This is a genomic window from Psychromarinibacter sp. S121, assembly GCF_049801035.1.
In the GTDB taxonomy this organism is placed as follows: Bacteria; Pseudomonadota; Alphaproteobacteria; order Rhodobacterales; family Rhodobacteraceae; genus Psychromarinibacter.
This window is the reverse complement of the sequence record NZ_JBNAGE010000005.1, coordinates 163621-189382: the sequence shown is the minus strand read 5'-3', so window position 1 is coordinate 189382 and position 25762 is coordinate 163621. Positions and strand designations below refer to the sequence as shown.

At 65.6% G+C, this 25762-nt stretch carries 26 protein-coding genes; 24 read left to right on the top strand and 2 right to left on the bottom strand.

Features of this window, described 5'->3' with window-relative positions:
- The first annotated feature begins 43 nt into the window (after positions 1 to 43).
- Positions 44 to 418 carry a hypothetical protein gene (locus tag ACP156_RS21505; RefSeq protein WP_425053444.1) on the top strand — a complete coding sequence of 125 codons (375 nt, stop codon included), beginning with the start codon at positions 44 to 46 and terminating at the stop codon, positions 416 to 418.
- A 12-nt stretch (positions 419 to 430) separates the two neighbouring features.
- Here the strand turns inward: ACP156_RS21505 and ACP156_RS21500 are convergent, their stop codons facing one another.
- A complete protein-coding gene (locus ACP156_RS21500) occupies positions 431 to 1216 on the bottom strand; it encodes a FadR/GntR family transcriptional regulator (protein WP_425053443.1) in 786 nt (261 codons plus the stop codon).
- A 171-nt stretch (positions 1217 to 1387) separates the two neighbouring features.
- Here ACP156_RS21500 and ACP156_RS21495 point away from each other — a divergent pair, with 171 nt between their 5' ends.
- The 13 genes from ACP156_RS21495 to ACP156_RS21435 all read left to right on the top strand — a co-directional run bounded on the left by ACP156_RS21495 (position 1388) and on the right by ACP156_RS21435 (position 15607).
- Entirely contained in the window at positions 1388 to 2569 is a 1182-nt protein-coding gene (locus tag ACP156_RS21495) for an alpha-hydroxy acid oxidase (protein ID WP_425053442.1), read from the top strand.
- Between the two features lie 85 nt (positions 2570 to 2654).
- The gene (locus ACP156_RS21490) at positions 2655 to 3467 is read left to right on the top strand and encodes an alpha/beta hydrolase (protein WP_425053441.1); all 813 of its coding nucleotides are present in this window, start codon (positions 2655 to 2657) and stop codon (positions 3465 to 3467) included.
- A 207-nt stretch (positions 3468 to 3674) separates the two neighbouring features.
- Complete coding sequence (locus ACP156_RS21485) at positions 3675 to 4088, top strand: RidA family protein (protein WP_425053440.1); 414 nt, start codon at positions 3675 to 3677, stop codon at positions 4086 to 4088.
- Positions 4085 to 4855: an ABC transporter ATP-binding protein gene (locus tag ACP156_RS21480; protein ID WP_425053439.1), complete on the top strand. Its 771-nt coding sequence runs from the start codon at positions 4085 to 4087 to the stop codon at positions 4853 to 4855. The genes ACP156_RS21485 and ACP156_RS21480 overlap by 4 nt, the downstream gene beginning before the upstream one ends.
- Positions 4852 to 5583: an ABC transporter ATP-binding protein gene (locus tag ACP156_RS21475; protein ID WP_425053438.1), complete on the top strand. Its 732-nt coding sequence runs from the start codon at positions 4852 to 4854 to the stop codon at positions 5581 to 5583. Before ACP156_RS21480 ends, ACP156_RS21475 begins: the two co-directional genes overlap by 4 nt.
- On the top strand, positions 5583 to 6485 hold the full coding sequence (locus ACP156_RS21470; RefSeq protein ID WP_425053437.1) for a branched-chain amino acid ABC transporter permease: 903 nt from the start codon (positions 5583 to 5585) through the stop codon (positions 6483 to 6485). The genes ACP156_RS21475 and ACP156_RS21470 overlap by 1 nt, the downstream gene beginning before the upstream one ends.
- A complete protein-coding gene (locus ACP156_RS21465; protein WP_425053436.1) occupies positions 6485 to 7474 on the top strand; it encodes a branched-chain amino acid ABC transporter permease in 990 nt (329 codons plus the stop codon). Before ACP156_RS21470 ends, ACP156_RS21465 begins: the two co-directional genes overlap by 1 nt.
- Before the next feature lie 55 nt (positions 7475 to 7529).
- Positions 7530 to 8807: an ABC transporter substrate-binding protein gene (locus ACP156_RS21460; protein ID WP_425053435.1), complete on the top strand. Its 1278-nt coding sequence runs from the start codon at positions 7530 to 7532 to the stop codon at positions 8805 to 8807.
- Between the two features lie 61 nt (positions 8808 to 8868).
- Positions 8869 to 9825: an ornithine cyclodeaminase family protein gene (locus tag ACP156_RS21455; protein WP_425053434.1), complete on the top strand. Its 957-nt coding sequence runs from the start codon at positions 8869 to 8871 to the stop codon at positions 9823 to 9825.
- Between the two features lie 44 nt (positions 9826 to 9869).
- Positions 9870 to 10949, top strand: coding sequence for a proline racemase family protein (locus ACP156_RS21450; protein WP_425053433.1), 1080 nt, complete (start codon positions 9870 to 9872; stop codon positions 10947 to 10949).
- A 411-nt stretch (positions 10950 to 11360) separates the two neighbouring features.
- Positions 11361 to 12008 carry an ABC transporter ATP-binding protein gene (locus ACP156_RS21445; RefSeq protein ID WP_425053523.1) on the top strand — a complete coding sequence of 216 codons (648 nt, stop codon included), beginning with the start codon at positions 11361 to 11363 and terminating at the stop codon, positions 12006 to 12008.
- Positions 12005 to 14368, top strand: coding sequence for an ABC transporter permease (locus tag ACP156_RS21440; protein ID WP_425053432.1), 2364 nt, complete (start codon positions 12005 to 12007; stop codon positions 14366 to 14368). Before ACP156_RS21445 ends, ACP156_RS21440 begins: the two co-directional genes overlap by 4 nt.
- Before the next feature lie 3 nt (positions 14369 to 14371).
- Complete coding sequence (locus ACP156_RS21435; RefSeq protein WP_425053431.1) at positions 14372 to 15607, top strand: efflux RND transporter periplasmic adaptor subunit; 1236 nt, start codon at positions 14372 to 14374, stop codon at positions 15605 to 15607.
- 68 nt (positions 15608 to 15675) lie between these two features.
- Here ACP156_RS21435 and ACP156_RS21430 read toward each other — a convergent pair whose 3' ends face one another.
- Positions 15676 to 16914 (bottom strand): CaiB/BaiF CoA transferase family protein, encoded by a 1239-nt coding sequence (locus tag ACP156_RS21430; RefSeq protein WP_425053430.1) that lies wholly within the window; start codon positions 16912 to 16914, stop codon positions 15676 to 15678.
- 278 nt (positions 16915 to 17192) lie between these two features.
- Here ACP156_RS21430 and ACP156_RS21425 point away from each other — a divergent pair, with 278 nt between their 5' ends.
- The 10 genes from ACP156_RS21425 to ACP156_RS21380 all read left to right on the top strand — a co-directional run bounded on the left by ACP156_RS21425 (position 17193) and on the right by ACP156_RS21380 (position 25680).
- On the top strand, positions 17193 to 18404 hold the full coding sequence (locus ACP156_RS21425) for an ABC transporter substrate-binding protein (RefSeq protein WP_425053429.1): 1212 nt from the start codon (positions 17193 to 17195) through the stop codon (positions 18402 to 18404).
- A gap of 77 nt (positions 18405 to 18481) precedes the next feature.
- A complete protein-coding gene (locus tag ACP156_RS21420) occupies positions 18482 to 19231 on the top strand; it encodes an SDR family NAD(P)-dependent oxidoreductase (RefSeq protein WP_425053428.1) in 750 nt (249 codons plus the stop codon).
- A 4-nt stretch (positions 19232 to 19235) separates the two neighbouring features.
- Positions 19236 to 20132 (top strand): NAD(P)-dependent oxidoreductase, encoded by an 897-nt coding sequence (locus tag ACP156_RS21415; protein ID WP_425053427.1) that lies wholly within the window; start codon positions 19236 to 19238, stop codon positions 20130 to 20132.
- Complete coding sequence (locus ACP156_RS21410; protein ID WP_425053426.1) at positions 20129 to 21019, top strand: branched-chain amino acid ABC transporter permease; 891 nt, start codon at positions 20129 to 20131, stop codon at positions 21017 to 21019. Before ACP156_RS21415 ends, ACP156_RS21410 begins: the two co-directional genes overlap by 4 nt.
- Positions 21012 to 21998: a branched-chain amino acid ABC transporter permease gene (locus ACP156_RS21405; protein ID WP_425053425.1), complete on the top strand. Its 987-nt coding sequence runs from the start codon at positions 21012 to 21014 to the stop codon at positions 21996 to 21998. The genes ACP156_RS21410 and ACP156_RS21405 overlap by 8 nt, the downstream gene beginning before the upstream one ends.
- Positions 21998 to 22774, top strand: a complete 777-nt coding sequence (locus ACP156_RS21400; protein WP_425053424.1) for an ABC transporter ATP-binding protein — start codon at positions 21998 to 22000, stop codon at positions 22772 to 22774. Before ACP156_RS21405 ends, ACP156_RS21400 begins: the two co-directional genes overlap by 1 nt.
- The gene (locus ACP156_RS21395) at positions 22767 to 23504 is read left to right on the top strand and encodes an ABC transporter ATP-binding protein (RefSeq protein WP_425053423.1); all 738 of its coding nucleotides are present in this window, start codon (positions 22767 to 22769) and stop codon (positions 23502 to 23504) included. The genes ACP156_RS21400 and ACP156_RS21395 overlap by 8 nt, the downstream gene beginning before the upstream one ends.
- A gap of 7 nt (positions 23505 to 23511) precedes the next feature.
- Positions 23512 to 24333: an N-acyl homoserine lactonase family protein gene (locus ACP156_RS21390; RefSeq protein WP_425053422.1), complete on the top strand. Its 822-nt coding sequence runs from the start codon at positions 23512 to 23514 to the stop codon at positions 24331 to 24333.
- A gap of 66 nt (positions 24334 to 24399) precedes the next feature.
- Positions 24400 to 25035: a GntR family transcriptional regulator gene (locus tag ACP156_RS21385; RefSeq protein ID WP_425053421.1), complete on the top strand. Its 636-nt coding sequence runs from the start codon at positions 24400 to 24402 to the stop codon at positions 25033 to 25035.
- A gap of 66 nt (positions 25036 to 25101) precedes the next feature.
- Positions 25102 to 25680 (top strand): cysteine hydrolase family protein, encoded by a 579-nt coding sequence (locus ACP156_RS21380; protein WP_425053420.1) that lies wholly within the window; start codon positions 25102 to 25104, stop codon positions 25678 to 25680.
- Positions 25681 to 25762 lie beyond the last annotated feature (82 nt).

Genomic DNA, 25762 nt, shown 5'->3' with positions numbered 1-25762 from the left:
CGCCTCTTACACACCTAACCACGATCCAAATGGAGATTTCCCGATGGCTGTAGAATTCCAGGCCCCCACCATCCCCAACCCGCTGCGCGTCATCATCCTTGGTGCGACGACCGAGGGCTGGCTGAACGCCAGCGGCGAGGATCGCCGCGAGAAGATCCTGCCCAGAATGAAGGCTATGTTCGCGGAATGGCTGGAGATGGGCTCGAAGGCGCTGGCGACCGTCGACGACGATTTGTTCATGGTCGGACAGCCCAGCACGCCGGATTTCACCTGGTATCTGATCTTCGAAGTTCCGGACCAGCGGACCCTTGCAGGCATGATCCAGTGCGTCCGTCAGGAGAAAGACGGAGTCCGGCTTGACCGCTACATGCGGCTCGAGGCGCGGGTCGGCCGCCCGTTCTTTCTGCTGGAAGACTGACGTCCCGGCGGTTCAGGCATCGGCGGGCGGAAGGACGGCTGACATGGTTCGACGCAGCTTCCGCCCGCTGGTGCGCTCCCACTCGGTCTCGATCTGCGTCATGCGCCGGTCGAGCGAGACCAGAAGCGCCGAGTGGTCCCCAGCCTTCAGCGCCGCGAGCGTATCCTCGAGGTTCCTGACGGCGGTTTCGATGTCTTCGGGCGACCGGAGCGTCATTAAGCGAAGCGGGTCGAGCCAGGTGAGAAGCATGTGCATCATGCGCACGAGAAGCGAATTCTGGGTGGCTTCGGCCATGGCGATGTCGAACCGCATCGAGGCGACCGACAGGATGTGCCGAAGCGTGTCGTTCGGACCGTGCGGAGTGTCACGGATCCCGCTTCGTGCAAATGCCAGCGCCGCCTCCATCCGCGAGATGTCACCCTCGTTGAGGTTTGTCGCCGCAACCTCGGCAATGCGTGGCATGAGGATGCGCCGCGTTTCGAGTACATCGATCATGTCTTTCGGCTCGAAGGTCAGGCCGGGGTACAGAAGCTCTGGTGGCACGATCTCCGATGCGACGAAGCTGCCGCCGCCGGCTCCGGGGCGCAAATCCAGAAGACCTGCATCGGCCAACATCCTCAGTGCCTCTCGCACCGTGACCCGGCTGACCTTCAGCGCGTCCGCGATCGCACGTTCCGCCGGAAGCTTGTCGCCCACCGTGAAGTCGCCAAGGCGTATCGCTGTGGCGATCGATCGGGCGGCTTCCTCACTCGCCTTGGGAAGGATCAACGGCGTCAGAACGAGTTTGGAGGGGTGCATTGGGTAATATCTTTGGTAGCTGTTGGTCCGATTTTGGAACTTCATTAGACCATTCCGTCGCCGGAGGCCATTGTGAACTGCGGCGAATGCGGTCGGAACATGGGCGCCCGGTGTGCGTCCGGTCCGGGCGCGTAGCTCCTGGTTTCTCGGGCAAGTCATAGGACCGCGTCGATGAGAAGAACCTTCCCCGCACGGCGAGCACCAGAGGCCCAGTCCATATCGGAACTGCGCCATCTCGCCCGGCGCCGGCTTCCCGGGTTCGTATTCGAGTATGTCGAGGGCGGGGCAGAGGATGAGGTGACGCTTCGCAGGAACCGTGAAGCGTTTGAGGGCCTCGCTTTGGTCCCGCGCGCCTTGCGGGACGTCGCGCAGGTCGACGGAAGGACCCGCCTGTTCGAAGATGAACTCTCGCTGCCGCTTGTCGTGGCACCGACCGGCGGGAACGGTCTGCTGCATTCCAATGGTGATCTTGCCATTGCAAGGGCGGCACGGTCGCTGGGCATTCCCTTCTCGCAAAGCACGGCGTCCAACGCCCGGATCGAAGACATTGCCGGATTGGACGGTCTGCGTCACTGGTTCCAGCTTTACGTCTTCCGGGACCGATCCATCGTCGACGGGGTCATCGACCGCGCTGCCGCGGCCGGTGTCGAGGCGCTGATACTGACCGTCGATGCCAACGTGTTCGGGAACAGAGAGTGGGACCGAAGGAACTACGCAAGGCCCTCTGTTCCACGGCTTAGCCGGAAACTGGAAACGCTGCGCCATCCCCGATGGATGCGCGACGTGCTGATGCCGGGGCTCCCCTCGCTGGAAGTGATCCAGGACTTCCTTCCCGAGGATAAGCGCAGCCTGAACGCCGCCACCAGCTGGTCACGGGACCAGATGGATCCATCGCTTTCCTGGCGCGATCTGGACCGGATCAGAGATCGCTGGAAGGGTCGGCTGATCGTCAAGGGACTACTCTCGCCAGAGGATGCCGTCCGAGCGCGCGACGCAGGCGCCGATGGCGTCGTCCTGTCCAACCATGGTGGGCGTCAGTTGGATGGTGCGGTGTCGCCGATGCAGACCATAGGCAAGACGCGGGACATGGTCGGCCCGGACATGGTTGTCCTGCTGGATGGCGGTGTTCGAAGAGGAAGCGACATTGCGAAAGCCGTGGCGATGGGCGCCGATGCCGTCTTGGCCGGCCGCGCCATACTTTATGGTCTCGCAGCGGGCGGCGAGGCCGGCGCCGCGCATGCCATCGCAATCCTGAAGGAAGAACTCCTGCGCGTGTTGGCATTGCTCGGGTGCAGGTCGGTAGCCGAGTTGAACTCGGGCTTCAGCCCCATAGCTGCGAGGGCGGTCACGTGAACGTCGGCATGGTTCTCTGGCGCCGGTGTACAGGTGCTTTCGGTAATGTGTCGGTAAGTCACGGAAAAAGAGAAGGAATTTCGCGATGAGTGAAAGAACGGGAATGGACCGGCAGATGTCGCTGGATGACGTGTCGGACCTTGATCAGCTTTTCGAGCGGCGGGGCATGGCGGCAAAAGCCGGGCTCGACCAGTTCGACGTGCGGCGCGCGGTGCCCTACGGCCCGGGGCAGGGCGAGACGTTGAATATCTTTCCAGCGGGTGAGGGCGCGCCTGTTCTCGTCTTCATCCACGGTGGCTTTTGGCGGTCTCTGGACGCGGATCTGTTCAGCTTCATTGCGCCGGGGTTTGTGCCTTTCGGCGTCTGTCTCGTGGTGATCGACTATCCGCTGATCCCGACAGTACGGCTGGGCGATATCGTGGATGCCTGCCAGCGCTCGGTGGCGTGGGTCGCCGAGAATATCGCAGCGTTCGGAGGCGACCCCGACCGCATCCATATCGCTGGCAATTCTGCCGGTGGGCATCTCGTGGCGGAACTCGCCAGCCGCCCTGGTGCGGAACTGGTGCGGGGTGGTACGGCGATCAGCGGGCTTTATGACCTCGCGCCCGTAACGCGGTCGTTCCAGAACGACGACCTGCAGCTTACCCCGGAAGAGGTTGCGGACTTCTCGCCGCTGTCCCGGTCTCTCGAAATCCGGATGCCGATGATCGTCAGCGTGGGCGGTGACGAGACACAGGAGTTCCTGCGTCAGACCGATGACTTTGCCGCAAAGATCGGCGTCCTGCCATACCACGCGGCGGGCACGAACCACATCACTGTGTTGCTTGATGCGCTGGCGGATCCGACGGATCGACTGAATCGCTTGGTGCGGGCGCAGATGGGCCTCGGGATCGAATGATGCCGATCTTTCGTTTGGGCCGGACACAGGCGACGACGGCGCGTTCTCGCAGAGTCCCAGCGCAGTCACTGCCCAAGGAAGTGCCCAATATTCCGACGCTTACCCTGCGCTTTGCGGTGGGGTCATCGATAAGATTCATACGTTGTTGACGATCACTTGATCACATGATCAAGTGATCGTCACGTGAGGGAAAGTGAGAGAAAAGCCATGACGTCAGACCGCTGGACGATCCAGACAGGGTCGAAGTTCGAGGAACTGGCGGGCTATTCGCGTGCCGTAGTGGATGGAGAGTGGATCTTCGTCTCGGGCACCGCGGGGTTCGACCCGGATACCGGCTTGTTCCCCGATGATCCGGCAGAGCAGGCGCGGTGCTCGCTGCGCCAGATCGGGGATGCGCTGTCCAAGGCGGGCGCAGATCTTTCGGACATCGTGCGCGTGCGCGTCTACCTTGCCAGCGCGGACTACGTCGTTCCCGCGTCCGAGGTACTGGGCAAAGCGCTGGCCGCGACGAAGCCCACCAACACCACGATCATCTGCGGTTTCGCGGATCCGGCGATCAAGGTCGAGATCGAAGTGACGGCGCTCAAGCGCAGCCTTGCAAAGGCCGGGGCAGACGCATGACCGCACCGCTTTTGAAAGTCACCGACGCCACCAAGACCTTCGGCAGCATGCGCGCCGTGGACAATGCGTCGTTCGAAGTCGCGACCGGGTCGATCACCGGCCTGATCGGCCCCAACGGTGCGGGCAAGTCGACGCTGTTCGGCGCCATCGCCGGAGAGAACGGGCTGACCTCGGGCAGCGTCGTCTTCAACGGAGAGGACATCGCAAGCCTGTCGGCCACGGACATCTACGCTCGGGGGCTTAGCCGCACATTCCAGATCCCACGCCCGTTTCCGACGATGACCGTGCTGGAGAACGTGATGCTTGCCGCGACCGGGCAGATTGGCGAGCGGTTCTGGAACACCTGGTTCCGCCCCGGTGCCGTCGCGCGTCAGGAACGCGAGATCCGCGAGCGTGCCGCCGAGGTCATTCAGTTCTGCAACCTGACTGCGGTGGAACGCAACCTCGCCGGGGCGATCTCGGGCGGGCAGAAGAAGCTTCTAGAGCTTGCCCGCGTCCTGATGTCGGACCCCAAGCTGATCCTTCTGGACGAGCCCGCGGCGGGGGTGAACCCGGCGCTTCTGGACACGCTGGTCGAGAAGATTGTCGAGCTGAATGCCCGTGGAAAGACCTTCCTGATTATCGAGCACAACATGGACATGGTGATGTCGCTTTGCGATCCGATCGTGGTTCTCGCGCAGGGCAAGGTGATTTGCGCCGGTACGCCCGAGGACGTGGCCAACAACAGCGCGGTGATCGACGCCTATCTCGGCGAGGTTGTGGCATGAGCGCGCATATCCTTCAGATCGCAAACCTGACCGCCGGCTACCAGCCGGGCCTGCCGATCATTCGCGACGTCTCGATGCATGTGTCCAAGGGTGAGATGGTCACGATCATCGGCCCCAATGGCGCCGGTAAGTCCACGCTTATCAAGGCGGTGGCCGGTCTTCTTAATGTAGAGGACGGGCGCGTGGAACTTAGCGGATCCGACATTACGCGCATCTCGACGCACAAGATGGCCGACGCCGCGTTGGCCTATGTTCCGCAGACGGACAATATCTTCGCCTCGCTCACGGTGGACGAGAACCTAAAGCTGGGCGCTCAGGCGCTGCCCAAGGCCACCGCGCGCGAACGGGTCGAGGAAGCTTACGAGAAGTTCCCTGACCTGCGGAAGTTCAGCCGGAGAAAGGCGGGCGTGCTGTCGGGCGGCCAGCGGCAGATGCTGGCGGTGGGACGGGCGCTGCTGACGCACCCGGAAATCGTGATGTTGGACGAACCCAGCGCGGGTCTGTCGCCGAAGATGGTGGACGACGTATTCGCGCAACTGGTCGCGCTGGTGAAGTCCGGCGTGGCGATCCTGATGGTCGAGCAGAACGCGAAGGCGGCGATGCGCATCTCGGACCGGACCTACGTGCTGGCCGAGGGCCGCAACCGGCTGGACGGAGCGTCGGACGCGCTGCTGGAAGACCCGCAGGTGACACAAATTTATCTTGGACGAGCTGGAAGGAAACAGTGATGCCGCAGGCTCTGGCCGACGGGCTTTTGACGGGCGCCATCTACGCGCTGGGGGCCATCGGGCTCACGCTGACGATGGGCATTTTGCGTTTCGCGAACTTCGCACATGCCGAGATGATGACCTGGGGCGCCTATATGGCGCTCGGCGTGCTGACCGTGTTCAGCCTGCCATCCGCGCCGCTGGGCCCGCTGACATTCGGCTGGCCGCTGATCGGCGCGACGCTGATCGCCATTCTGCTGACCATCGGGCTGGCGCTGCTGATCGACAAGCTGATCTTCGCGCGGCTGCGGGGGCGGGTGAACCACCTGACGCTGGTGTTCGCCTCGTTCGGCGTCGCGCTTCTTGTGCGCAACCTGATCAGCCTGATCTTCGGGGGCGAGGCGACCTACTATACAAACACGTTGCAGATGGCGATCCGCATCGCGCCGGGCCTTCGGGTGATGCCGGATCAGGTGTTCATCTTCTGCCTGTCCATCGTGCTGGTGATCGCGATCCACTTGTTCCTGCAGAAAACACGGCTTGGCCTTGCCATGCGCGCCGTGTCCGAAAGCCCGACGCTGGCCGAGATCAACGGGATCTCGCTGTCTCGCGTCGTCAAATGGGTCTGGATCATCGGCGGCGCGCTCGCCGCAATCGCCGGCGTCCTGTATGGCGTATCGGTGCAGCTTCGCCCCGAGTTCGGCTTCCAGCTTCTGCTGCCGCTGTTCGCCGCCGCCATCATCGGCGGGGTGGGCAACGTGGTCGGTGCGGTTCTGGGCGGGTTTTTCATCGGCATCGTTGAATCGATGTCGGTGCTGGTGATCCCGGCAGGCTACAAGCTGGCGATGCCGTTCATCGTGATGCTTCTGGTGCTGTATGTCCGGCCCACCGGCCTGTTCAGCGGCACGTCGGGAGGCAAGTGATGGTCGGTATCGCACTTTATATCGTCTTCTTCCTGACGGTCGTCTCGATCTACGCGATCATCGTCATGGGGCTGAACCTTCAGTGGGGCTACACCGGCCTGTTCAATGCAGGTGTGGTCGGCTTTTTCGCCATCGGGGCCTACGGCACCGCGATCCTGTCCGGCCCCGACAATGTCCGTCTGATCGGCGGGTTCGAACTGCCGTATTTCATCGGCGTGATAGGGGGAATCCTGATCGCGGCGGCGGCGGGGCTGATCGTTGCGCTGGCGACGCTGAAGCTGCGCGAGGAATATCTCGCCATCGCGACCTTCGGGATCTCGATCTCGATCCAGCTTGTCGCGCTGAACTTCGCCTCGCTCACCGGCGGCGCGAACGGTCTGGTCGGGCTGCCGCGCCCGTTCTACCAGTTCTTCACCGAACCGAGCGTCTACAGCGTGTTCTTCCTGTGCCTCGTTCTGGTGTTCGCGGCGGTGGTCTATGTCGCGCTGGAGCGCGCGGTGCGCTCGCCCTGGGGCCGCGTCCTGCGCGCCATCCGCGAGGACGTGACGGCGGCGCGGTCGCTGGGCAAGAACCCGACGATGATCCGGCTTCAGTCCTTTGTGCTGGGCTCGGCGATCATGGGGCTGGCCGGGGGCCTTTACGTCGGCTTCATCGGCTTCGTGAGCCCGATCGACTTCCTGCCGATCCTGACGTTCCAGATTTGGGCGATGCTCATTGTCGGCGGTTCGGGCAACAACCGCGGCGCGGTGCTGGGCTGCCTTATCGTCTGGGGCCTGTGGACCGCCAGCGGTTACGTGATCTCGAACCTCGTGCCGCCCGGCTTCCAGTCGCGCGCCGGGGCGCTGCAGGCAATGCTGATCGGTTCGGTGATCGTGCTCACGCTGCTGTTCCGGCCGCGCGGCCTGATCGGCGAGGAGGACGTAATTTCCACCCATGCAGGAGCGCCCGCTACGCCGGCGCTTCAGGCAGATGCCGCCGAAAAGGGCTGACGGCATCTGAAAAAGAAATGAAGAAAGCCCGCTAAGTCCAACAAAGGGAACTGAAATGCAAAAGAACATCTACTCGGCGCTTGCCGCGGTCACCCTGGCCGTGACGGGCGGAACCTTCGCCGGAACGGCCTCGGCGCAAAGCAGCGACTGCACGTATCCGCTGGGTGCGGTGCTGTCTCTGTCGGGCTCGATGGCTGCCATCGGCGGTGCCATCGGCGACGCGGGCCAGCTTGCGGTCGACCAGATGAACGAAGCGGGCGGCATGCTTGGCTGCGAGGTCGAATATCGCCTGCGGGACGATCAGGGCCAGCCCAACGTCGGCATCGATGCGGCCATGTCACTCGTGTCGATCGAGGGGGTCGAGGTGCTGCTGGGCGCGATCCAGTCGGGCATCACGATGCCGGTGCTGACCTCGGTCGCGGTGCCGGAAGGCGTAACGCAGATCAGCTGCTGTTCCACCGCGCCGAACTTCACCGAACTGGCGGCCAGCGGCGATACCCAGGGCTATTGGTTCCGTACTCTGCCGACGGTACGTCCCCAGGGCTTCGTGATGGCCGACATCGCCCGCGAGCGCGGCTATGAAAGCGTCGCGGTGATCTACGTCAACTCGGACTATGGCGTGGCAATGACCGAGGCGTTCAACGATGCCTTCACCGCCGCGGGCGGGACCGTCACCGAAATGGTGCCCTACAACCAGGAACAGGCGTCCTACCGCGCCGAAGTTTCCACCGCGCTGGCCACCGAGCCGGACGCTCTGTTCCTCGTTGCCTTCCCGGCGGACGGGGCAACCGCGCTGCGCGAGTGGCTTTCCTTCGGCGGCACGCAAAACATCCTGCTTAGCAACGCGCTGCGGGCGACCGAATTCATCGACGCCGTGGGGGCCGAGTACCTGCAAAACGCAGCCGGCATCGACAACGCCCAGTTCGATGGACCGTCGGTCGATGCGTTCAACGCGGCTTGGGAAGAACGGTTTGGCTCTGCGCCCGAAGGTCCCGGTCTGCACACGATGTACGACGCTGCCGCCATCGCGATGCTGGCCGCACAGAAAGCCGGTGTCTACGAGGGCGCCGCGATCCGTGACGCGGTGCGCGAAGTGACCGGCCCGGGCGGCGAGGTGATCAACCCCGGCCCCGAAGGTTTCGCACGTGCCATCGAGGTGTTGGCCGAAGGCGGCGACATTTCCTATGTCGGCGCGACCGGGCCGATCGAGTTCGACGACTATGGTGACGTCTCTGGTCCCTATCTGATCTGGGGTGTCGGCGAAGACGGCGAACTGACCCAGGTCGACACTTGGGACGTCGAGCGCGTCAACGAACTGATGCAGGGCCAATAAGGCCTGTCACATTCCGGCGGGGCGTTCCCCCGCCGGAATACGAAGCCGAACGCTCCGCCGCATGCTGATCCTCTCTGCAGATGACGTCCGCCGCGCGGTATCGCCCGCGCAGGCCTTCGACGCGGTCCGCGAGGCGTTTCTCAGCCTTGCGCAGGACGCCATCGAAACCTTCCCGCGCCATCAACTTTCCGCAGGCCCCGAGCGTGCACTCATGGGCGTCATGCCGGTGGCCGATCTGTCCGAGGGCGGGCCGTGGGCGATGAAGGTCGTCCTTGTCGGCAAGGACAACCGGGCGCAGGGACTCGACAGCCATCAGGGCTTCGTGATGCTCGCGGACGGTCGCACCGGCAAGCCGCTCGCAATGATCGACGCGACCTCCGTCACCGCCCTGCGCACCGCCGCCGCCAGCGCCGTAGCGACGGCGGCTTTGGCGAACCCTGACCCCTCCCGCATTGCGATCCTCGGCGGCGGCACGCAGGCGCGTAGCCACGTCGCGGCGTTGCGGTCGCTTTATCCGGATGCCGGCTTCGTCCTGTGGGCGCGCACGAATGGCGCCGCGTTGGCCGATGAGCTGGGTCTGGCTGTCGCCGCCACCCCGAACGAGGCCGCGTTTGGCGCGGACATCGTCTGTACCGTTACCGGAGCCGCCGAGCCGATCCTGTCTGTCCGCGACATCGCCCCAGGCACGCATGTCAATGCGGTAGGCGCCAGTCGCCCGACAGCCCGCGAGATCGCGGGCGATCTTGTGGCGGCTTCGCGCCTGTTCCTGGATTCCGCGGCGCAGGCCGAGACGGAGTGTGGAGAGCTGCTGCTTGCACGGGCCTGCGGCGCGATCACCAAGGACCACCCGGCCATGGAACTTCATACGGTCGTCGCGGGCCTGCACGCAGGGCGCACGTCGCCCGCCGAGATCACCCTGTTCAAGTCTCTCGGCATCGCCGCAGAGGATCTGACCGTCGCGCAGGCCGCGCTTCGCTTTGCCCGCGCCGCCGGGCTGGGCACCGAGGTCGACTTTTGACCAGCGGGCCGAACCCCCGCGCCATACACTCACCGGAGCGTCCCATGACCACCGAAGCCCCCACCTTCGTCAAGCTGCGCGCGCCTGCCTTCACGGCGGCACGCACGTTGGAAGTCGTGGATTCCCACACCTGCGGACAGCCGACGCGGGTCATCCTGTCGGGCGCGGGGCTGCCCGCCGGCATGGACCCCGACGCCGCCCGGCGCGAGTTGGAAGCCTCGCGCGACTGGGTCCGCCGGGTGTCGGTGATGGAGCCGCGCGGGCACCGCTCGATGTTCGTCGCGGCGCTTATCGCGCCTGACCCGGAGGTGGGCGAGTGGGGCGTCGTCTACATGGACGCGATGTCCTATCCCGATATGTGCGGCCACGCGACAATCGGCGTGGCGACCACGCTGGTCGAGATGGGTCTCGTACCGCTGCCCGCGCCGGACCACACGGGCGAGATCGAGATCGGCCTGCACACGCCCGCCGGCCGTATTGCGCTGCGGGTCACGCTGGAGGACGGGCGCTGCGTCTCGGTGGCGTTCCGGACGCCATATGCCTTCTACCTCGGCGCGGTAGAGATCGCGCTTCCCGATGGCGGCACGGCGTCGGTCGACGTTGCCTATGGCGGCCAGTGGTACGCGTTTCTTCCCGCCAAGGCGGCGGGGTTGGACGTCGAGCCGGACATGATCGACCGCCTGATCGCGGCAGCCGGGCCGGTGCGGGCGGCGCTGAACGCGGCTTTGGACCGGGTCGACCCCCGCGACGGGCTGAAACCTCAGGTCGGCAACATCGTCTGGCTGGGATCGCATGCGACGAAGGGGGCCTCGGCCCGCAACGTCCCGGTGTCGCGCACCGGGTCCTTCGACCGCTCGCCCTGCGGCACCGCGACCTGCGCGCGGCTGGCCTGCCTTGTGGCGAAAGGCGAGTTGGGGGTGGGCGAAACCTTTGTGAACCAGGGCCTGATGGAAACGCTGTACCAAGGGCAGGCGGTGTCGCGCTACACCGACGACCGTTTCGACGGGATCGTGCCCGAAGTCACGGGCCGCGCGTGGCTCACGGCGGTGTCGCAGCTGATGGTGGACGAGACCGACCCGCTGGGCGACGGATACCTCGTGGGCGGGGGTGAGGCGGTCAGCTAAGCGCCGCGCTGCGCTTCGGCGACGATTTCAAATCGCCCATGGCCTTCTCTCCAACGCCAGCATTGGACAATTCCCATTCGCTGCATCCGCCAAGTGGGCCGGTTTGTGTGACAGGCAACAGGCAGCCATCCTGGCCTCGTGAAGATGGTATCGGGAACGTCCGCCGATACCCGCGCGCGCACCACCACAGCAGTCCCCACGCCTGACCCCAACCGCCCACACCGCGATTGCCCTGATTTGCATCAAGGCAGCCTCTGCGCGTGCGATGCGACAAGGGCGGTGTATGGTTTCGGGGCGCGGTCCTTTGGGGCGGCGCTGGCGACAGGGGGCGATGATCTTCGGGTGAAGGACAGGGAAGCGACAGCCTTTGTCACGCGCGGCCTCACCAAGAGCTATGGTGAAGGCCGGTCGATGGTGCATGCGCTGCGCGGCGTCGATCTGGACATTCCCGAGGGCGAGATCGTCGTGCTGCTTGGCGCGTCCGGCAGCGGGAAATCGACGCTTCTGAACATTCTCGGCGGCCTCGACAGGCCGACAAGCGGCACGGCGCGGTTCCGCGATGCCGATCTCGGGGCGATGACCGATGCCGGGCTCACCCGGTTCCGGCGCGATCACGTGGGCTTTGTCTTCCAGTTCTACAACCTGATGCCCAGCTTGACGGCCCGTGAGAACGTCGAGCTTGTGACCGAGATCGCCGAAAACCCCATGCCGCCGGAAAGGGCGCTGGACCTGGTCGGACTGACCAAGCGGCTGGATCACTTCCCGTCGCAGCTTTCCGGCGGCGAGCAGCAGCGGGTGGCCATTGCCCGCGCAATCGCCAAGCAGCCGGATGTTCTGTTCTGCGACGAACCGACCGGCGCGCTTGACAGTGCCACGGGCCGCGCCGTGCTGGAGGTGCTGAACGATGTGAACGCCGAGCTTGGCGCGACGGTTCTCATGGTGACCCACGCGGCCAATATTGCGGACATGGCGCATCGGGTCATCCGGCTGGTGGACGGGCAGATCGGGCAGGTGCAGGTCAACGAGGCACGCCTTAAACCGGCGGAGATCGAGTGGTGAGCCCGCTTGACCGAAAACTGTTCCGCGACCTTTGGCGGATCAAGGGGCAGGCTGTCGCCATCGTGCTGGTCATCGCGACGGGCGTGATGCTTCAGGTCATGATGTCCGGGCTTGTCGCCTCTCTGACAGAAACACGCAGGGCCTATTACGAACGCAACAACCTCGCCGATGTCTTCGCCCCCGTCGTCCGCGCGCCCGACGCCGTGCTGGCCCGGCTCGCCGACATTCCGGGCGTCGCGCGGGTGACGGGGCGGGCCGTGGGCCGTGCGTTGATCGACATTCCCGGCGACCCCGTTCCGGTCCAGTCGCAGGCCGTCGGACTGCCGGACAGCGGCGCGCAGGTCCTGAACACCGTCTTCCTTACGGCGGGCCGCCTTCCGGCCGAGCACCACCGCGACGAGGCGCTTTTGCTGTCGGGTTTCGCCGCCGCCCATGGCTACGGGATCGGCGACAGGATCGACGTCACCATGAACGGGTCGCGCCGCAGCATCCGGATCGTCGGACTGGCCCAGTCGCCCGAGTTCCTGTTCGTTGCCGCCCCCGGCGAGATGGTGCCCGACCCGGCGCGCTATGGCGTTATCTGGATGCGGCGCTCGGCGCTTGCGGCGGCTTTCGACATGGAAGGGGCATTCAACGAAGCGCTGCTGTCGATCTCGCGCGGAGGCTCCGAGGCGGCGGTGATCGACGCGGTCGACAGGGTGCTGAAGCCATGGGGCGGCACCGGAGCCTATGGGCGCAGCGATCTGGTGTCCGACCGGTTCGTCACCGAAGAGATCGACGGCCTCGCCACCATGTCCCGCGCGGTGCCGCCGCTGTTCATCGCCGTGGCGGCCTTCCTGCTGTACATCGTGGTCAACCGGATCGTGCAGTCCGAACGCGAGGAGATCGGGCTTTTGAAGGCGTTCGGCTATACCAACAGGGAGGTCGGGGCGCATTACGTCAAGCTTGTCCTGCTGATCGCCGGGGCAGGGGCGGCGCTTGGCTGCCTGCTGGGCGTGCTTGCCGGGCGCGCGATGATCCCGATCTACACCACCTTCTACAACTTCCCCTTCCTCGTGTTCCGTCCCGATCCGACGGCCTTCGTCATCGGCGTTTCGGCAAGCATCGCCGCGGCGTCGGCGGGAAGCGTCTTTGTCCTGAGACGGATCTTCGCGCTGACCCCTTCCGAGGCGATGCGGCCCCCGGCGCCCGCCGACTACTCGAAAACGGTGACCTTCACGGGCCCGGTGGGGCGTCGGTTGGACCAGCCGACGCGGATCGTGCTGCGAGGGCTGGCCCGGTCGCCGTGGCGCGCCATGGCGCTGTCGGCGGGCATCGCGGGCGGCATGGCGCTCGCGTCCGGGATGACCACGATCTACGGGTCCTTCGACAGGATGATGGACATCAGTTTTTCGGTGATCGACCGCTCTGACGCCACGGTGTTCTTCCACACCCCGCTGGGTGAAAAGGCGGCGTTCGAGCTGGCCCGCATTCCCGGTGTCATCGCGGTCGAGCCGTTCCGGGAAGTGGCGGCCACCCTCAAGTTCGGTCGCCGCGAATATCGCGGCAGCGTTTCCGGCATGATCGCGGACCCCGAGATGACCCGCGCGATCGACGACCGCTATGCCGCCATTCCGCTGCCGGCCCGGGGGCTCGTGCTTGGCGAGGCGCTGGCCGAGATCCTTGCCGTCGCGCCGGGCGACATTCTGACGATCGAGGTCACCGAGGGCCGTCAGCCGGTGCTGGAAGTGCCGGTGACCCGCGTCGCCAGCACCCTGATCGGGGCGCCCGCCTATATGCAGATGGCCGCCCTCAACGCGGTCATGTCCGAACCCGGCCGTATCTCGGGCGCACGTCTGCGCGTCGACGAGGCGCGGGCCGACGAGGTGTACCGGCGGCTCAAGGACATGCCCACCGTCGCAGGCGTCAGCGTGTCCGAAAACGCGCGGGCGTCTTTGCAGAAGCTGATGGATCAGGGCGCCGGATCGGCGCGCTACATCATGGGGGCGGTGGCGTTCATCATCACCTTCGGCATCGTCTACAACGCGGCCCGGATCGCTCAGAACGAGCGCTCGCGCGACCTTGCCTCGTTGCGGGTCATGGGGTTCTCAAAGGGAGAGACGGCCTTTGTCCTGTTGGGAGAACTGGCGATCATCACGCTTGTCGCCCTGCCGGTCGGATCGCTTGTGGGCTACGCGCTGACCTTCGCGATTGCGCGCGGGTTTTCGTCCGAACTGTACCAGATACCCGCCTATTTCGATCCGTTCAGTCACGGGTTCTCGGCGGCCTTCATCATCGTCGCGGCGGTCGTCTCTGGCCTCCTCGTCGAGCGCGACCTGAACCGGATGGATCTCGTGACCGTCCTGAAATCAAGGGATTAGATCATGGCTCGCAGGAAACTGTCTCGCTCGGTTCTCATTCTGGCTGCCGCGATCCTGCTGGCCGCAAGCTTCGCCTTCGCGTTCTGGCCGCGCGCGACGATGGTCGACTTTGGCGAGGTAACGCGAGGCGCGATGCGGCTGACGGTGGACGAGCAGGGCAAGACGCGGGTGCGCGACGCCTATGTGGTTTCGACACCGATGGACGGACGCCTGTTGCGCGTCGAGGTAATGCCGGGCGATCCGATCCGGAAGGGCGAGACGGTCGTCGCGCGCATGCGGCCCGCCAATCCCGCGGCGCTTGATCTTCGGACGCGCGGTCAGGCCATGGCCGCGGTCGAGGCCGCAGAAGCCGCCCTGCACGTCGCCGAGGCCAATCTGGAAGCCGCGCGCGCGGATGCCGACCTTGCCCAAGCCGATCTCGAGCGGACCGAGCGTCTTGCCGAAAGCGGCACCGCAAGCCCCGTCGCGCTTGACCGGGCGCAGAATGCCGCCCGCGCGGCGCAGGCGCGGCTCGATACCGCCGCCGCGGCAATCGAGCAGCAGCAGGCCGAACTGCGCAGGGCGCGGGCGCAGTTGATCGGTTTCGACGATCCCGGCGTTTACGACGCCGTCGAAGCGCGGCTTGGAGAGGTGATGCCGATCCGCGCGCCCACGGACGGCGTCATCCTTCAGGTCATCCATCAGGACGAGACCACGCTGGCCGCCGGGTCTCCTATCCTTGTGGTCGGGGATATCCGCGACGGGCTGGAGGTGGTGGTCGAATTGATCTCTCCCGACGCGATCAACGTGCAGCTTGGCAATCAAGTGGATATCGAGAATTGGGGCGGCGCGGCGTCCCTGTCCGGTGTCGTGACGCGGGTCGAGCCGTTCGGCGAGACGAAGGTCTCGGCCCTCGGCGTAGAGGAACAGCGCGTGACCGTCGTCGTCGACCTGACAACGCCGCCCGACGACCGCGAGGGGCTTGGCCACGGCTTCGCGGTCGAGGCGCGGATCGTGGTCTGGTCTGCGGAGAACGCGTTGAAAGTGCCGTCCAGCGCGTTGTTCCGGAATGGCCCCGGCTGGGCCGTGTTCGTCTTGACCGACGGCACCGCCTCGCTTCGCCCCGTCACGATTGGCCGCGACAACGGCAGCGAAGCCGAGGTTCTCGACGGCCTGTCCGAGGGAGAGAAGGTTGTCCTGTACCCGCCCTCGGACCTTGCCGACGGCACCGCCATATCGCAGCGCGTGATCGAGCCGTGAGGGCGGGTAGGGGACGCCGGTCCGGCTAAACCCGCAGCAGCGCCAAAGGACGCACGCGCCGCCTGTCGCTATCCGTCGCTATGCGCTTCCGCCTTCGGCCTTTCCGGTTTCGCCCAAAGTGTCTGCGTCACATCCGGCGCGCGTGCGGTGCCGCTGGCCAGAAACGCGCGGACCTCGTCCGGCGCGTAGCCGAGGCCGCGCAACACCTCGGCGCTGTGCTCGCCCAGCAGGGGAGGTGCGTCGCGCAGTCCGTCCCGGCGCACCTGCGCCGGTAGCGGGAAGTCGGGCCCCTCGAACGTGTAGTCGCCGAACTCGAAGTCCGAGCATTTTCCGGGTTCGCGGGCCTGCGGGGCGTCCAACACGCGGTCCATCGACAGGACCTCGTTAAAGCCGACGCGCGCCGTCGTAAGCCGACCGGCAAGGTCGTCGTAGCGGATGGCGCTGACGGCGGAAGCGACGATGTCCTCGACCTGCGGCCGGGCGCGGCGGCGCTGGCGCAGGGTCGCCAGACCGGGGTCCTCGGCGATGCCGAGCGCGGTGCAGAACCGGCGCCAGTGATCGTCGGTCAGCATCACAAGGTAAATCCATCGCGCATCCGCCGTCTCGTAGGCGCCGTAGCCGGGGATGCTGAACTCGGCTGACGGTTCCTGTTCCGGCCGTCCCAGAAGCTGCGACTTCAGCTGCACGCCCAGCAGGTCGCGCGCGGCGATGTGTAGGCCGGTCTCGTAAAGGCCAAGCTCGATGTTGCGCTTGGCGGGGTCGCCCGACAACAGCGCCGACAGGACGGAGATCACAGCGTAACAGCCGGCGAACTGGTCATGATAGGACGGGCCAAGGCGCGCGGGTCGGCCATCGACCCGGTTCGAGAACATAACCCCAGTGGCGGCCTCGGCGATCGGGTTTGACGCGACCTCTTCCTCCATCGGGCCGGGGCCGTAACCCTTGATGTGGCAGAAGACGATGTCCGGGTTGGCGGCCTTGCAATCCTCGTAGGTGGTGCCCAGCTTGCGCGCCGCAGAGGGGGACAGGTTCTGCACGACGATATCGGCGCGGGCCACCAGCCTTTGAAACACCTCGCGCCCGCTGTCCGACTGAAGGTCAAGGCACAGGCTTTTCTTTCCCCGGTTGAAAGCAAGGTAACTGCCGCTTGGCCCGCCGCGCACCAGCTTGCGCGTGGTCTCTCCGCCGGGCGGTTCGATCTTGATCACCTCGGCGCCAAGCTGTTGCAGGATGTGCGTTGCGAAAGGGGCGGCAATCATGCTGCCGAGCTCGATGACCGTCTTGCCGGCCAGCACGCCGTTCTGCATCTCAATCTCCTTTTCCTGCCGCGCGTCCTGGCGCTGTCGGCTGTGGAAGAGATTGCAAATCCTGGCGCGGCGAACAAGCAAGAAAATGCATTATTTATGTCGAAGAGCGTTCTTTGAGCCGCCGGTTGATCTGCGTTTGGATAAAAAACAGTTCTAAATCAAGCGCAAGTACGTGCGCCGCTCCATGCCACATAAAATAAAATGCATTTTGCATTGACCGAGGGGTTGTCTTGCTCTTACCGTCTCCGAAAACGCTGAATCTCAAGGGAGGAGAGAGAATGCCACTGGACTATGGAAAGGGGCTCGTCGCGGGCCTGATGTTTTCGGTCGCGGGGCTGGCGGTGCCGGCCTTGGCGCAGGAGGCCGGGATCGATCCCGAAAACAAGGTCGTCACCATCGGGGCGTTCACGCCCGTCACCGGCCCGGTTCCGTTCTACGCGATCCTGACCCACGCGGCGGAAGCCTATTACCGCAATCTCAACGAAAACGGCGGCATCGACGGCTGGACCATCAACTATGTCACCAAGGACGACGGCTATGATCCGGCGCGCTCGGTGGCGGTGACCCGGCAGATGGTCGAGGATGACGGCATCTTCGCGCTGTCCGCGCCCATCGGAACGGCGACCAACGTCGCGGTCATCCCTTACGCCAAAGAGGTCGGGCTGCCGGTGGTCGGGCCTATCGGTGGGGCCAGCGCCTTCTTCGTAGAGCCCAATATCTTCCCGCTGCTGCCGGACTACGGCTGGTCGGCGGCGTCGAACCTTGACTACGCGGTGAAGGACCTTGGCCTGACCAAGATCGCGCTGCTGTGGGAGAACGACGAACTTGGCAAGTCGGCCAAGCGCGGGTTCGACGCCTACATGGCCGAGATGGGGATGGAGCCGGCTGAATCGGTGCCCTTCGACGTCAAGACCACCAGCTTCAGCCCCCACATTCGCCGCGTCGCCAACTCGGGCGCCGAGGCGGTGATCCTGTTCGGCTCGAACGCCAACCTGGCGGCGGCGCTGAAGGCCGCCGACCTGCAAGGCGTCGATGCCGAATGGTTCGCGCCGTTCTTCACCGCCGACCCGTCGACGCTGAAGCTTGCGGGCGACCTGCTGGACGGTGTGCATTTCTCGTCGTGGCTGTTGCCGGTGTCCAGCGACGAGGCCGCGATCGCCGCCTATCGCGACTCGATCGGCAAATACTATCCGGACGATCCGGTGGGCGTTTTCGGTCTGAACGGCTGGAGCAACGCGGCGATCTTCCACAAGGGGTTCGAGGCGCTGCTGGCCTCTGGCGAAGAGCTGACGCGCGAGAACCTGATGACGGCTCTGGAGACGCTGGAAGATGCCAGCGTCGGCGGCGCGCGGGGCGTGTCCTTCGAGGCGGGCGACCATCGCGGCACCCGGCAGGAAGGCATCATCCAGGCGCAGGGGGACGGCTTTGTCCTGGTCAAGGCATTCCGCCCCTATCCCGACGTCGTCTTTGACGGCGCGAAAACCCAGTAGTCTGATGAAAGCGGCGGTGGCCGGGTGAGGAGCCGGCCACCGTTTCCATCGACTGCACGAACATCCTGGGAGGAAAGATGAGCAGTATTCCGGTCAGCGGACCCGCACGCCTTGACGGCAAGGTCGCCATCATCACCGGGGCGGCCGGGGGCATCGGCAGGGCAACGGCCCTGGCCTTCGCCGACGCCGGCGCCACCGTGATCGCCACCGACATCGCAGAAGCGCCGGACTACGGCGTGGCAGGCATCCACTATCACAGGTACGACGTCACCTCGCGCGACGAGACGACCGCGCTGGTCGCAAGCGTGAAAGCCCAGCATGGCAGCATCGACGCGCTGGTGTTGTGTGCCGGCGCGATCTCGCACCGTCCGCTGGTCGAGTCGACCGACGACGAATGGCGGCAGATGCTGGACGTGAACCTGATGGGCGTCGTGAACCCGGTGCGCGAAGTCTTTCCGGTCATGGCCGAGCAGGGGATGGGCAAGATCGTCGCGCTGGGGTCCATCGCGTCCAAGATCGGCGGCGTGGCGTCCGGCCCGTCCTATGTCGCGGCCAAGTCGGCGGTGCACGGGCTGATGAAATGGGTGGCCAAGAACGGTGCGGCGCACGGGGTCTATGCCTCGACCGTGGCGCCCGGCCCGGTCGAAACCCCGATGTGGGAGACCGTCACCCAGCGCGCGGCCCCGTCGCCGCACGGAAGCGTCCCGCTGGGCCGCTTCGGTCAGCCCGAGGACATCGCGCAGGCGATCCTGTTCCTCGCGTCCCCGCAATCGCATTGGATAACCGGCACCGTTCTCGACGTGAACGGCGGCATGTTGATGGACTGAGACAATGGCAGCAGCAGAGACAATCGGATTTATCGGTCTTGGCGTCATGGGCGGCCCGATGTGCCGCAACATGGCCCTGAAACATCCCGGCCGCGTGCTGGTCTTCGACCTGTCGGAGGACGCGCTGGCGGCGCTGTCGGACACCAAGGCCGAACGCGCGGCGTCGGTCGAGGCGCTGGCGGCGGAGGCGGATGTGATCTTCCTGTCGCTTCCCGGCGGCCCGCAGGTCGAGAAGGTCACAGCGCTGATCGCCTCGGCGGCCGCGCCGGGAACTGCGGTGGTAGACCTGTCGACGACGCCCGTCGCCACCGCCCGAAAGGTCGGGCAGACGCTGGCCGCAAAGGCCATCGCCTTCGCCGACGCCCCAGTCGCCCGCACCCGAGAGGCGGCGCAGAAGGGCGCGCTGTCGATCATGGTGGGCGCCGCGGACGAGGTGCACGACCGCATTCGTCCGATGCTGGACTACATCGCCACCGACGTGACCCACGGCGGCGCGATCGGGGCGGGGCAGGTGTTGAAGCTGGCGAACAACATGCTGGTTTTCGCCAACACCGTGGCCCTGTCCGAGATGATGGTGCTGGGCGAAAAGGCCGGCGTCGATGCCGAGACGCTGCTGGACGCGGTGTCGAAGGGCTCGGGCGACAGCTTCGTTCTGCGCAACCACGGCCGCAAGGCGATGGCGCCGCGCAGCTTCCCGGCCAAGGCGTTCTCGCCCGCTTATGCTGTGAAGGACATCGACTATGTCTTTGAACTCGCAGCGCAACTGGGACTGGACCTGCCGGCGGCGGAAACCGCGCGCAGCTACTACGCCCGCGCCGTCGAGCGCGGCTTTGGCGACCGCTATTTTCCCTGTGTGATCCAGCTGGTGGAGGACGGGTCGATGTCCGTCGAGCCGGCATGAGCGGGCTGCTTCAGGATCTCTTTCCGCTGGTCTGGTCGGGGATGATCACCGGCTGCCTCTACGCGTTGGGCGCGCTTGGGCTGGTGATGATCTTCAAGTGCTCGAAGGTGGTGAACTTCAGCCACGGCAACGTGGCGGGCTTCGCGGCCTTCCTGATCTACGGGTTTTCCAGCGGTGTGCTGCCAGAGCTGTCCTGGGGTGCGGCGGTGCTGCTGACGATCCTCGCGGTCATCGCCATCGCCTTCCTGACCTATGCCATCGTGTCGCCGCTGGTGTTCGAATCCGACCTGACCGCGACCATCGCGACGCTGGGGATCGGCCTGATCGCGCAGGGCGCGACGCTGCTGACCTTCGGGGCGGATATCGTCAGCCTTGACCTGCCGGTGCCGCGTTTCAGCACCGCCGTTCTGGGCCTGCGGATCACCGGTTATGACCTGACCGTGCTTGCCGTGGCGGTCGTGACCATCGGCGCGCTGTTCTTCGTGATCGACTTCACCAAGCTGGGCATCGCCTTTCGCGCCATCTCGGAAAACCCTTTTGCGGCAGAGGTTTGTGGGCTGAACCTGCGCTCGGTTCACCTGTTCGCCTGGATCGTCGCGGCGATCCTGGGGGTGGTCGGCGCGCTGCTGATCGTGCCGACGACCTTCCTCAGCGTGACGACGGTCGCGGCCTTCATGCTGCAGGCCTTCGCGGCGGCGGTGATCGGCGGGTTCGCCAGCCTGCCGGGCGCGCTGGTCGGCGGCATCCTGGTCGGCGTTCTGATGAACCTGTTCACCTTCTACGTGTCGCCGGAATATTCCAGCACCTTCCTGCTGGGCCTGATCCTTCTGGCGCTCAACATCTTCCCGAACGGGATTCTTGCCAGGGTGGAGGGCTTCCGTGTCTGACCAGAACGCAACCCTTCGTTTGTCTTCGGTGGACCGGTCCGGGCTGCGCGGCATGGTGTCGGCGCGGGTCGGGACGTGGCTGCTGATCGCAATCGCCCTGTGCCTGCCGATGGTGGTCGGAGGCTCGTGGGTCTTCGCCTTGGGCGTCTGTTTCGCCAACGCCATCGGCGTGTTGTCGGTCAGCGTGCTTGTCCGATACGGCGGCGAGGTGTCCATCGGCCACACGTTCTTTTCTGCGGTCGGCGCCTACACGGTCGCCATTCTGGACACCCGCTATGGCGTCCCGCTGTGGTTCAGCGTGCCGCTTGCGCTGGCGTTTGGCGTGGTCGCCGGCATCCTGTTCGCCTGGCCGTCGCGGCGGTTGTCGGGGATCTACCTTGCCGTGTCGACGCTGGCTTTGGCGCTGGCGGTGCCCGAGATCATCAACAACGCCGACGGCCTGACCGGCGGCTACGAGGGTCTTTACGTCTCCAAGCCGCTGGTGCCGGGGGTGAAAATGTCGCTGCAACGATACTACGCCGCGCTGGCGGTGCTGCTGGCGGTGACCTACGGGCTGTCGCGGCTGCGGCATTCGCGGCAGGGGCTGACCCTGCTGCTGGCAAAGTCGCATCCGGCGGCGGCGGATGCGTTCGGCACCCGGCGGGTCTGGGCCCGGATCGCGGTGATGGGCATCTCGGGCGGGATTGCCGCGCTGTGCGGGGCGATGCTGGCCTTCGCCGGTTCGACCGTGTCGCCGTCGGGCTTCACCTTCTGGGCCGCGATCTTCCTGCTCGTGGGCTCGGTGGTCAGCGTCTATGGCCTGACGTTTCCCCGGGCGCTGATTGGCGGGGCGTTCCTGACGCTGATCCCGCAGTTCCTGTCGGCCTCGGGGGCGTGGATCCCGGTGCTGTACGGTGTGGCGCTGCTGGGCGTCATCCTTGCCGGCCACTACCTGCCGCAACTGACACAGGCGATGGGTCGCCGGAAAGGAGGCGCGTGATGGACGTCCTGACCAACGCGCTGACGGGGCAGGGAATTTCCCTGTCCTTCGGCGGCATCAAGGTGCTGAAGGGCCTCGATGTCTCGTTCCGTGCCGGAGAGATCACCGGCCTCATCGGTCCCAACGGCGCCGGGAAGACCAGCCTGTTCAACTGCCTGACCGGAGCCTATTCGCCGCAGGAGGGGCAGATCGCCTTCGCCGGACAAAGTCTTGACGGCCTGTCGCCCGCCGCGCGCGCCAGCAAGGGGATCGTTCGCAGCTTCCAGCACGTCGCGCTCAGCCCCGACCTGACGGTTCTTGAGAACGTGATGATCGGGGTCGCGCGCAACCATGACGCGGGATGGCTGAGCGCCTTCCTGCCGCTGCCGCGCGGCTGCGCCGAGCGGGCCGAGATGGAGCGTGCGGCGATGGGGGCGCTGGCCGATCTGGGTCTTGCCGACGCGGCGCACAGCCTGCCCGACGCGTTGCCGCCGGGGATGCTGCGGCTGGTCGAGATCGCCCGCGCCATCGTGGGCAAGCCAGACGTGCTGCTGCTGGACGAACCGGCGGCGGGGCTGAACAACTCGGAAACCCGCGACCTGATGCAAACCCTGCAGAAGCTGCGCTCTGGCGGGCTGGTGATGGTCGTGGTGGAGCATGACATGGATCTCGTCATGTCGATCTGCGACCGGATCTATGTCCTGAATTTCGGCGAATTCGTCGCCTGTGGCGCCCCCGACGAGGTGCGGCGCGACCCCGACGTGATCCGTATCTATCTGGGAAGCGACGATGACTGATGTGCTGACGGTGAAGGAGTTGTCCGTGTTCTACGGCGCGCGGGCGCAGGCGGTCGAGGACGTGACCTTCTCGGTCGGGCAGGGGCGCGTGGTGGCCCTGCTGGGGGCCAATGGCGCGGGCAAAAGCTCGATCATGAAAGCGGTCGCAGGGCTGATCCCGGCCGAGGGCAAGGTTGCTTTCCGGGGTGCCGATATCTCGGACATGCCGGCCCGCAAGCGCGTGGCGCAGGGTGTCGTCTACGTGCCCGAGGGGCGGCAGATCGTCGGCCATATGTCGGTGCGCGAGAACCTTGTGCTGGGCGGCTACCAACTGCCCGGCGCGCGGCGGAAGACGCGGATGGAGATGGTTCTGGACCTGTTCCCCGAGATTGCCGAAAAAGCCGACCGCTCGGCGTGGCGGCTTTCTGGCGGCGAGCAGCAGATGCTCGCCATCGGGCGTGGGCTGATGGCGGAACCTCGGCTACTCCTGCTCGACGAGCCGTCGCTGGGCCTTGCGCCGCTTCTGGTGCGGCGGGTGTTCGATCGCCTTGGGGCGATCCGGCAGGAAACCGACCTGTCCATCGTGCTGGTCGAGCAGAACCTGGCCATGACGATCCGCCTGTGCGACGAGGTGCATTTCCTGCGCTCGGGGCGGATTGTCGGGCATCAGGGCGCCGAAACCCTGCGCGACCCGACAGCGCGGCAGGCGGCGATCGACGCCTACCTCGGCGCCAGCGCCTCGGCGGCGTGAGGCGGCGATGACCGGGCAGGCGACATACGAGGTCTATGCCATCCGCCACGCGGTGAACGACACGCGGACGCGGGGCAACAACTTCATTTTGGAGTCCGACCCCGCTGCGCCGTTGGTGCTGGATTTCTATTCCTGGGTGTTGATCGGGCAGGACCGGACCATCGTTGTCGACACCGGCATGGATCCGGCCAAGGCTGCGAAACACGGCCATCGCCACCTGCTAAGCCCGGTGGACGCGCTGGCCATGCTGGGCGTCGATGCCGCGACGGCGGACACGGTGATCCTGACCCATGCGCATTACGACCACCTTGGCTTTCTGGACGCTTTTCCCGCCGCGCATTTCCACATGCAGGCCGAAGAGATGGCCTATGTCACCGGCCCGTGGATGGAAAAGCCGTGGTTCCGCCGCGCCTATGAACCGGACGAGATCAGCCGGCTGGTGACCCTGCTGCATTCCGACCGCCTGACGCTGCACGGGCGCGAAGCCGAAATCGCCGACGGCGTGACGGTCCACTGGGTCGGCGGCCATTGCGCGGGACAAGAGGTGGTGCGGGTCCGGACCCGGCGCGGCTGGGTCGTGCTGGCCTCGGATGCGTTGCACTATTACGAGGAATACGAGCGCGGCGTGCCCTTCGCCGTGGCCTTCAACCTGTCCGACATGATCGCCGCGCATGACCGCATTCGCGAGCTGGTGGACAGCGACGACCATGTCCTTCCCGCCCACGACCCGCGCATGACCGAGCTTTATCCGCCGCTTGATACGGCCCGCGCGGGTCAGATCCTGCGGCTGGACGTGCCTCCGGTGCGGCTTCGGGAGGCGGGGCAGTGAAATATTGCATCATCCCATCGGGGGCGTGCTATACGTGTCGGCCAGAAGTCACGGAAGGCCAAGGGTTTGAAGTCACAGACCAAGGAAGAGCAGGTCGCGGATTTCCTGCGGGAAGGCATCATTTCCGGCCAGTTCCCGCGCGGATCCAAGCTGAAACAGGCACAGATTGCCGAGATGACGGGGATGAGCATCACCCCCGTGCGCGAGGCGATCAAGCTGCTGGAGGCCGAGGGCTTCGTGCTGGGCTCGTCCCATCGCGGCGCCGTGGTGGCGCCCTTCGACATGAACGCAACCGAAGAGATCGTGGACCTGCGCGTCACGCTGGAATGCAAGCTGGCGCTCAAGGCGATGTCGCGGCTTGGCAAGAAGGAACTGGACGAACTCACCGCGCTGCAGAGCGAGATCGAAGACGCCTCGGAGAAGGGCGACCGGGACGCGGTGCGTTCGATCAACTACCGCTTCCACGAGTTGCTGTACCAGGCGGCGGACCTGCCGCAGACCCTGCGGTTCGTCCGCGCGCTTTGGGCGCGCTATCCGTTCGACCTGATCAACAAGCTGGACAACCGCATCGACCGCGCCTCGGCCGAGCATCGCGCGATGCTCAGCGCCATCCTCGCACGGGACGAGGGCGAGATGCTGAGCGCGCTGCGCACGCACATCCGCGCCGGCTGGGAAGAATTCAAGGAAAGCTACACCGAGTAGCCCGGGCATCCGTCTCTGGTTCCGGTGTGGGTTCGACATCGGAACGCTGAAAGCAAGGAGACGGCGATGGCCCCGAAAAGCATCCTTCTGGTCATGGACATGCTCAATGACCTCGTTCACCCGGACGGTATGGGCGGCAAAAGCTATGTCCCGCTGTGCGAAGAGCGTGGCGTCTACGATGCGACGAAACTGGCCATCAGCCGCGCCCGCGCGGCAGGGGTGATGGTGGGCTATGTGCGGGTCGGTTTTTCGCCGGACTACGCGGAATGCCCGTCGGGCTCGCCGGTCTTCTCGAAGGCGCGGGACAATGGCGTTTTCACTCTGGGTGGCTGGGGGACCGAGGTCTACGAGGGCTTCGCCCCGCAACCGGGCGATCCCGACATCGTCAAACATCGCGTCAGCCCGTTCTACGGCACCAAGCTGGAACCGCTGCTGCGGGCGCAGGGCGTGGGGCGGCTGATTCTGTCGGGTGTTTCGACCAACGGTGTCGTCTCGGCGGCCGTGCGCGAGGGGCACGACCGGGATTACGACTGCGTTCTGCTTGAAGACTGCTGTGCCGGGGCGACCCGGGACGAGCATGAGTACGCGCTGTCGGGACTGAAGCGTTACGCCCAGATAACGACGGCTGCCGACGTCGATTTCTGACCTATAAAATGCATTATAATGACGGACGGCGCGACCTTTCGCGTCGTCTGATACCTGTTTTTTCTCAATAAACTACGGATAT

What these genes read in the sequence shown, in the direction of transcription:
- ACP156_RS21445 (WP_425053523.1), top strand. Translation starts at nt 11,361, where the DNA reads ATGGTGCATGCGCTGCGCGGCGTCGATCTGGACATTCCCGAGGGCGAG.
- ACP156_RS21470 (WP_425053437.1), top strand. Translation starts at nt 5,583, where the DNA reads ATGCCGCAGGCTCTGGCCGACGGGCTTTTGACGGGCGCCATCTACGCG.
- ACP156_RS21390 (WP_425053422.1), top strand. Translation starts at nt 23,512, where the DNA reads ATGACCGGGCAGGCGACATACGAGGTCTATGCCATCCGCCACGCGGTG.
- ACP156_RS21395 (WP_425053423.1), top strand. Translation starts at nt 22,767, where the DNA reads ATGACTGATGTGCTGACGGTGAAGGAGTTGTCCGTGTTCTACGGCGCG.
- ACP156_RS21455 (WP_425053434.1), top strand. Translation starts at nt 8,869, where the DNA reads ATGCTGATCCTCTCTGCAGATGACGTCCGCCGCGCGGTATCGCCCGCG.
- ACP156_RS21430 (WP_425053430.1), bottom strand. Translation starts at nt 16,914, where the DNA reads ATGCAGAACGGCGTGCTGGCCGGCAAGACGGTCATCGAGCTCGGCAGC.
- ACP156_RS21495 (WP_425053442.1), top strand. Translation starts at nt 1,388, where the DNA reads ATGAGAAGAACCTTCCCCGCACGGCGAGCACCAGAGGCCCAGTCCATA.
- ACP156_RS21490 (WP_425053441.1), top strand. Translation starts at nt 2,655, where the DNA reads ATGAGTGAAAGAACGGGAATGGACCGGCAGATGTCGCTGGATGACGTG.
- ACP156_RS21460 (WP_425053435.1), top strand. Translation starts at nt 7,530, where the DNA reads ATGCAAAAGAACATCTACTCGGCGCTTGCCGCGGTCACCCTGGCCGTG.
- ACP156_RS21380 (WP_425053420.1), top strand. Translation starts at nt 25,102, where the DNA reads ATGGCCCCGAAAAGCATCCTTCTGGTCATGGACATGCTCAATGACCTC.
- ACP156_RS21410 (WP_425053426.1), top strand. Translation starts at nt 20,129, where the DNA reads ATGAGCGGGCTGCTTCAGGATCTCTTTCCGCTGGTCTGGTCGGGGATG.
- ACP156_RS21415 (WP_425053427.1), top strand. Translation starts at nt 19,236, where the DNA reads ATGGCAGCAGCAGAGACAATCGGATTTATCGGTCTTGGCGTCATGGGC.
- ACP156_RS21425 (WP_425053429.1), top strand. Translation starts at nt 17,193, where the DNA reads ATGCCACTGGACTATGGAAAGGGGCTCGTCGCGGGCCTGATGTTTTCG.
- ACP156_RS21480 (WP_425053439.1), top strand. Translation starts at nt 4,085, where the DNA reads ATGACCGCACCGCTTTTGAAAGTCACCGACGCCACCAAGACCTTCGGC.
- ACP156_RS21400 (WP_425053424.1), top strand. Translation starts at nt 21,998, where the DNA reads ATGGACGTCCTGACCAACGCGCTGACGGGGCAGGGAATTTCCCTGTCC.
- ACP156_RS21475 (WP_425053438.1), top strand. Translation starts at nt 4,852, where the DNA reads ATGAGCGCGCATATCCTTCAGATCGCAAACCTGACCGCCGGCTACCAG.
- ACP156_RS21420 (WP_425053428.1), top strand. Translation starts at nt 18,482, where the DNA reads ATGAGCAGTATTCCGGTCAGCGGACCCGCACGCCTTGACGGCAAGGTC.
- ACP156_RS21500 (WP_425053443.1), bottom strand. Translation starts at nt 1,216, where the DNA reads ATGCACCCCTCCAAACTCGTTCTGACGCCGTTGATCCTTCCCAAGGCG.
- ACP156_RS21505 (WP_425053444.1), top strand. Translation starts at nt 44, where the DNA reads ATGGCTGTAGAATTCCAGGCCCCCACCATCCCCAACCCGCTGCGCGTC.
- ACP156_RS21465 (WP_425053436.1), top strand. Translation starts at nt 6,485, where the DNA reads ATGGTCGGTATCGCACTTTATATCGTCTTCTTCCTGACGGTCGTCTCG.
- ACP156_RS21435 (WP_425053431.1), top strand. Translation starts at nt 14,372, where the DNA reads ATGGCTCGCAGGAAACTGTCTCGCTCGGTTCTCATTCTGGCTGCCGCG.
- ACP156_RS21485 (WP_425053440.1), top strand. Translation starts at nt 3,675, where the DNA reads ATGACGTCAGACCGCTGGACGATCCAGACAGGGTCGAAGTTCGAGGAA.
- ACP156_RS21450 (WP_425053433.1), top strand. Translation starts at nt 9,870, where the DNA reads ATGACCACCGAAGCCCCCACCTTCGTCAAGCTGCGCGCGCCTGCCTTC.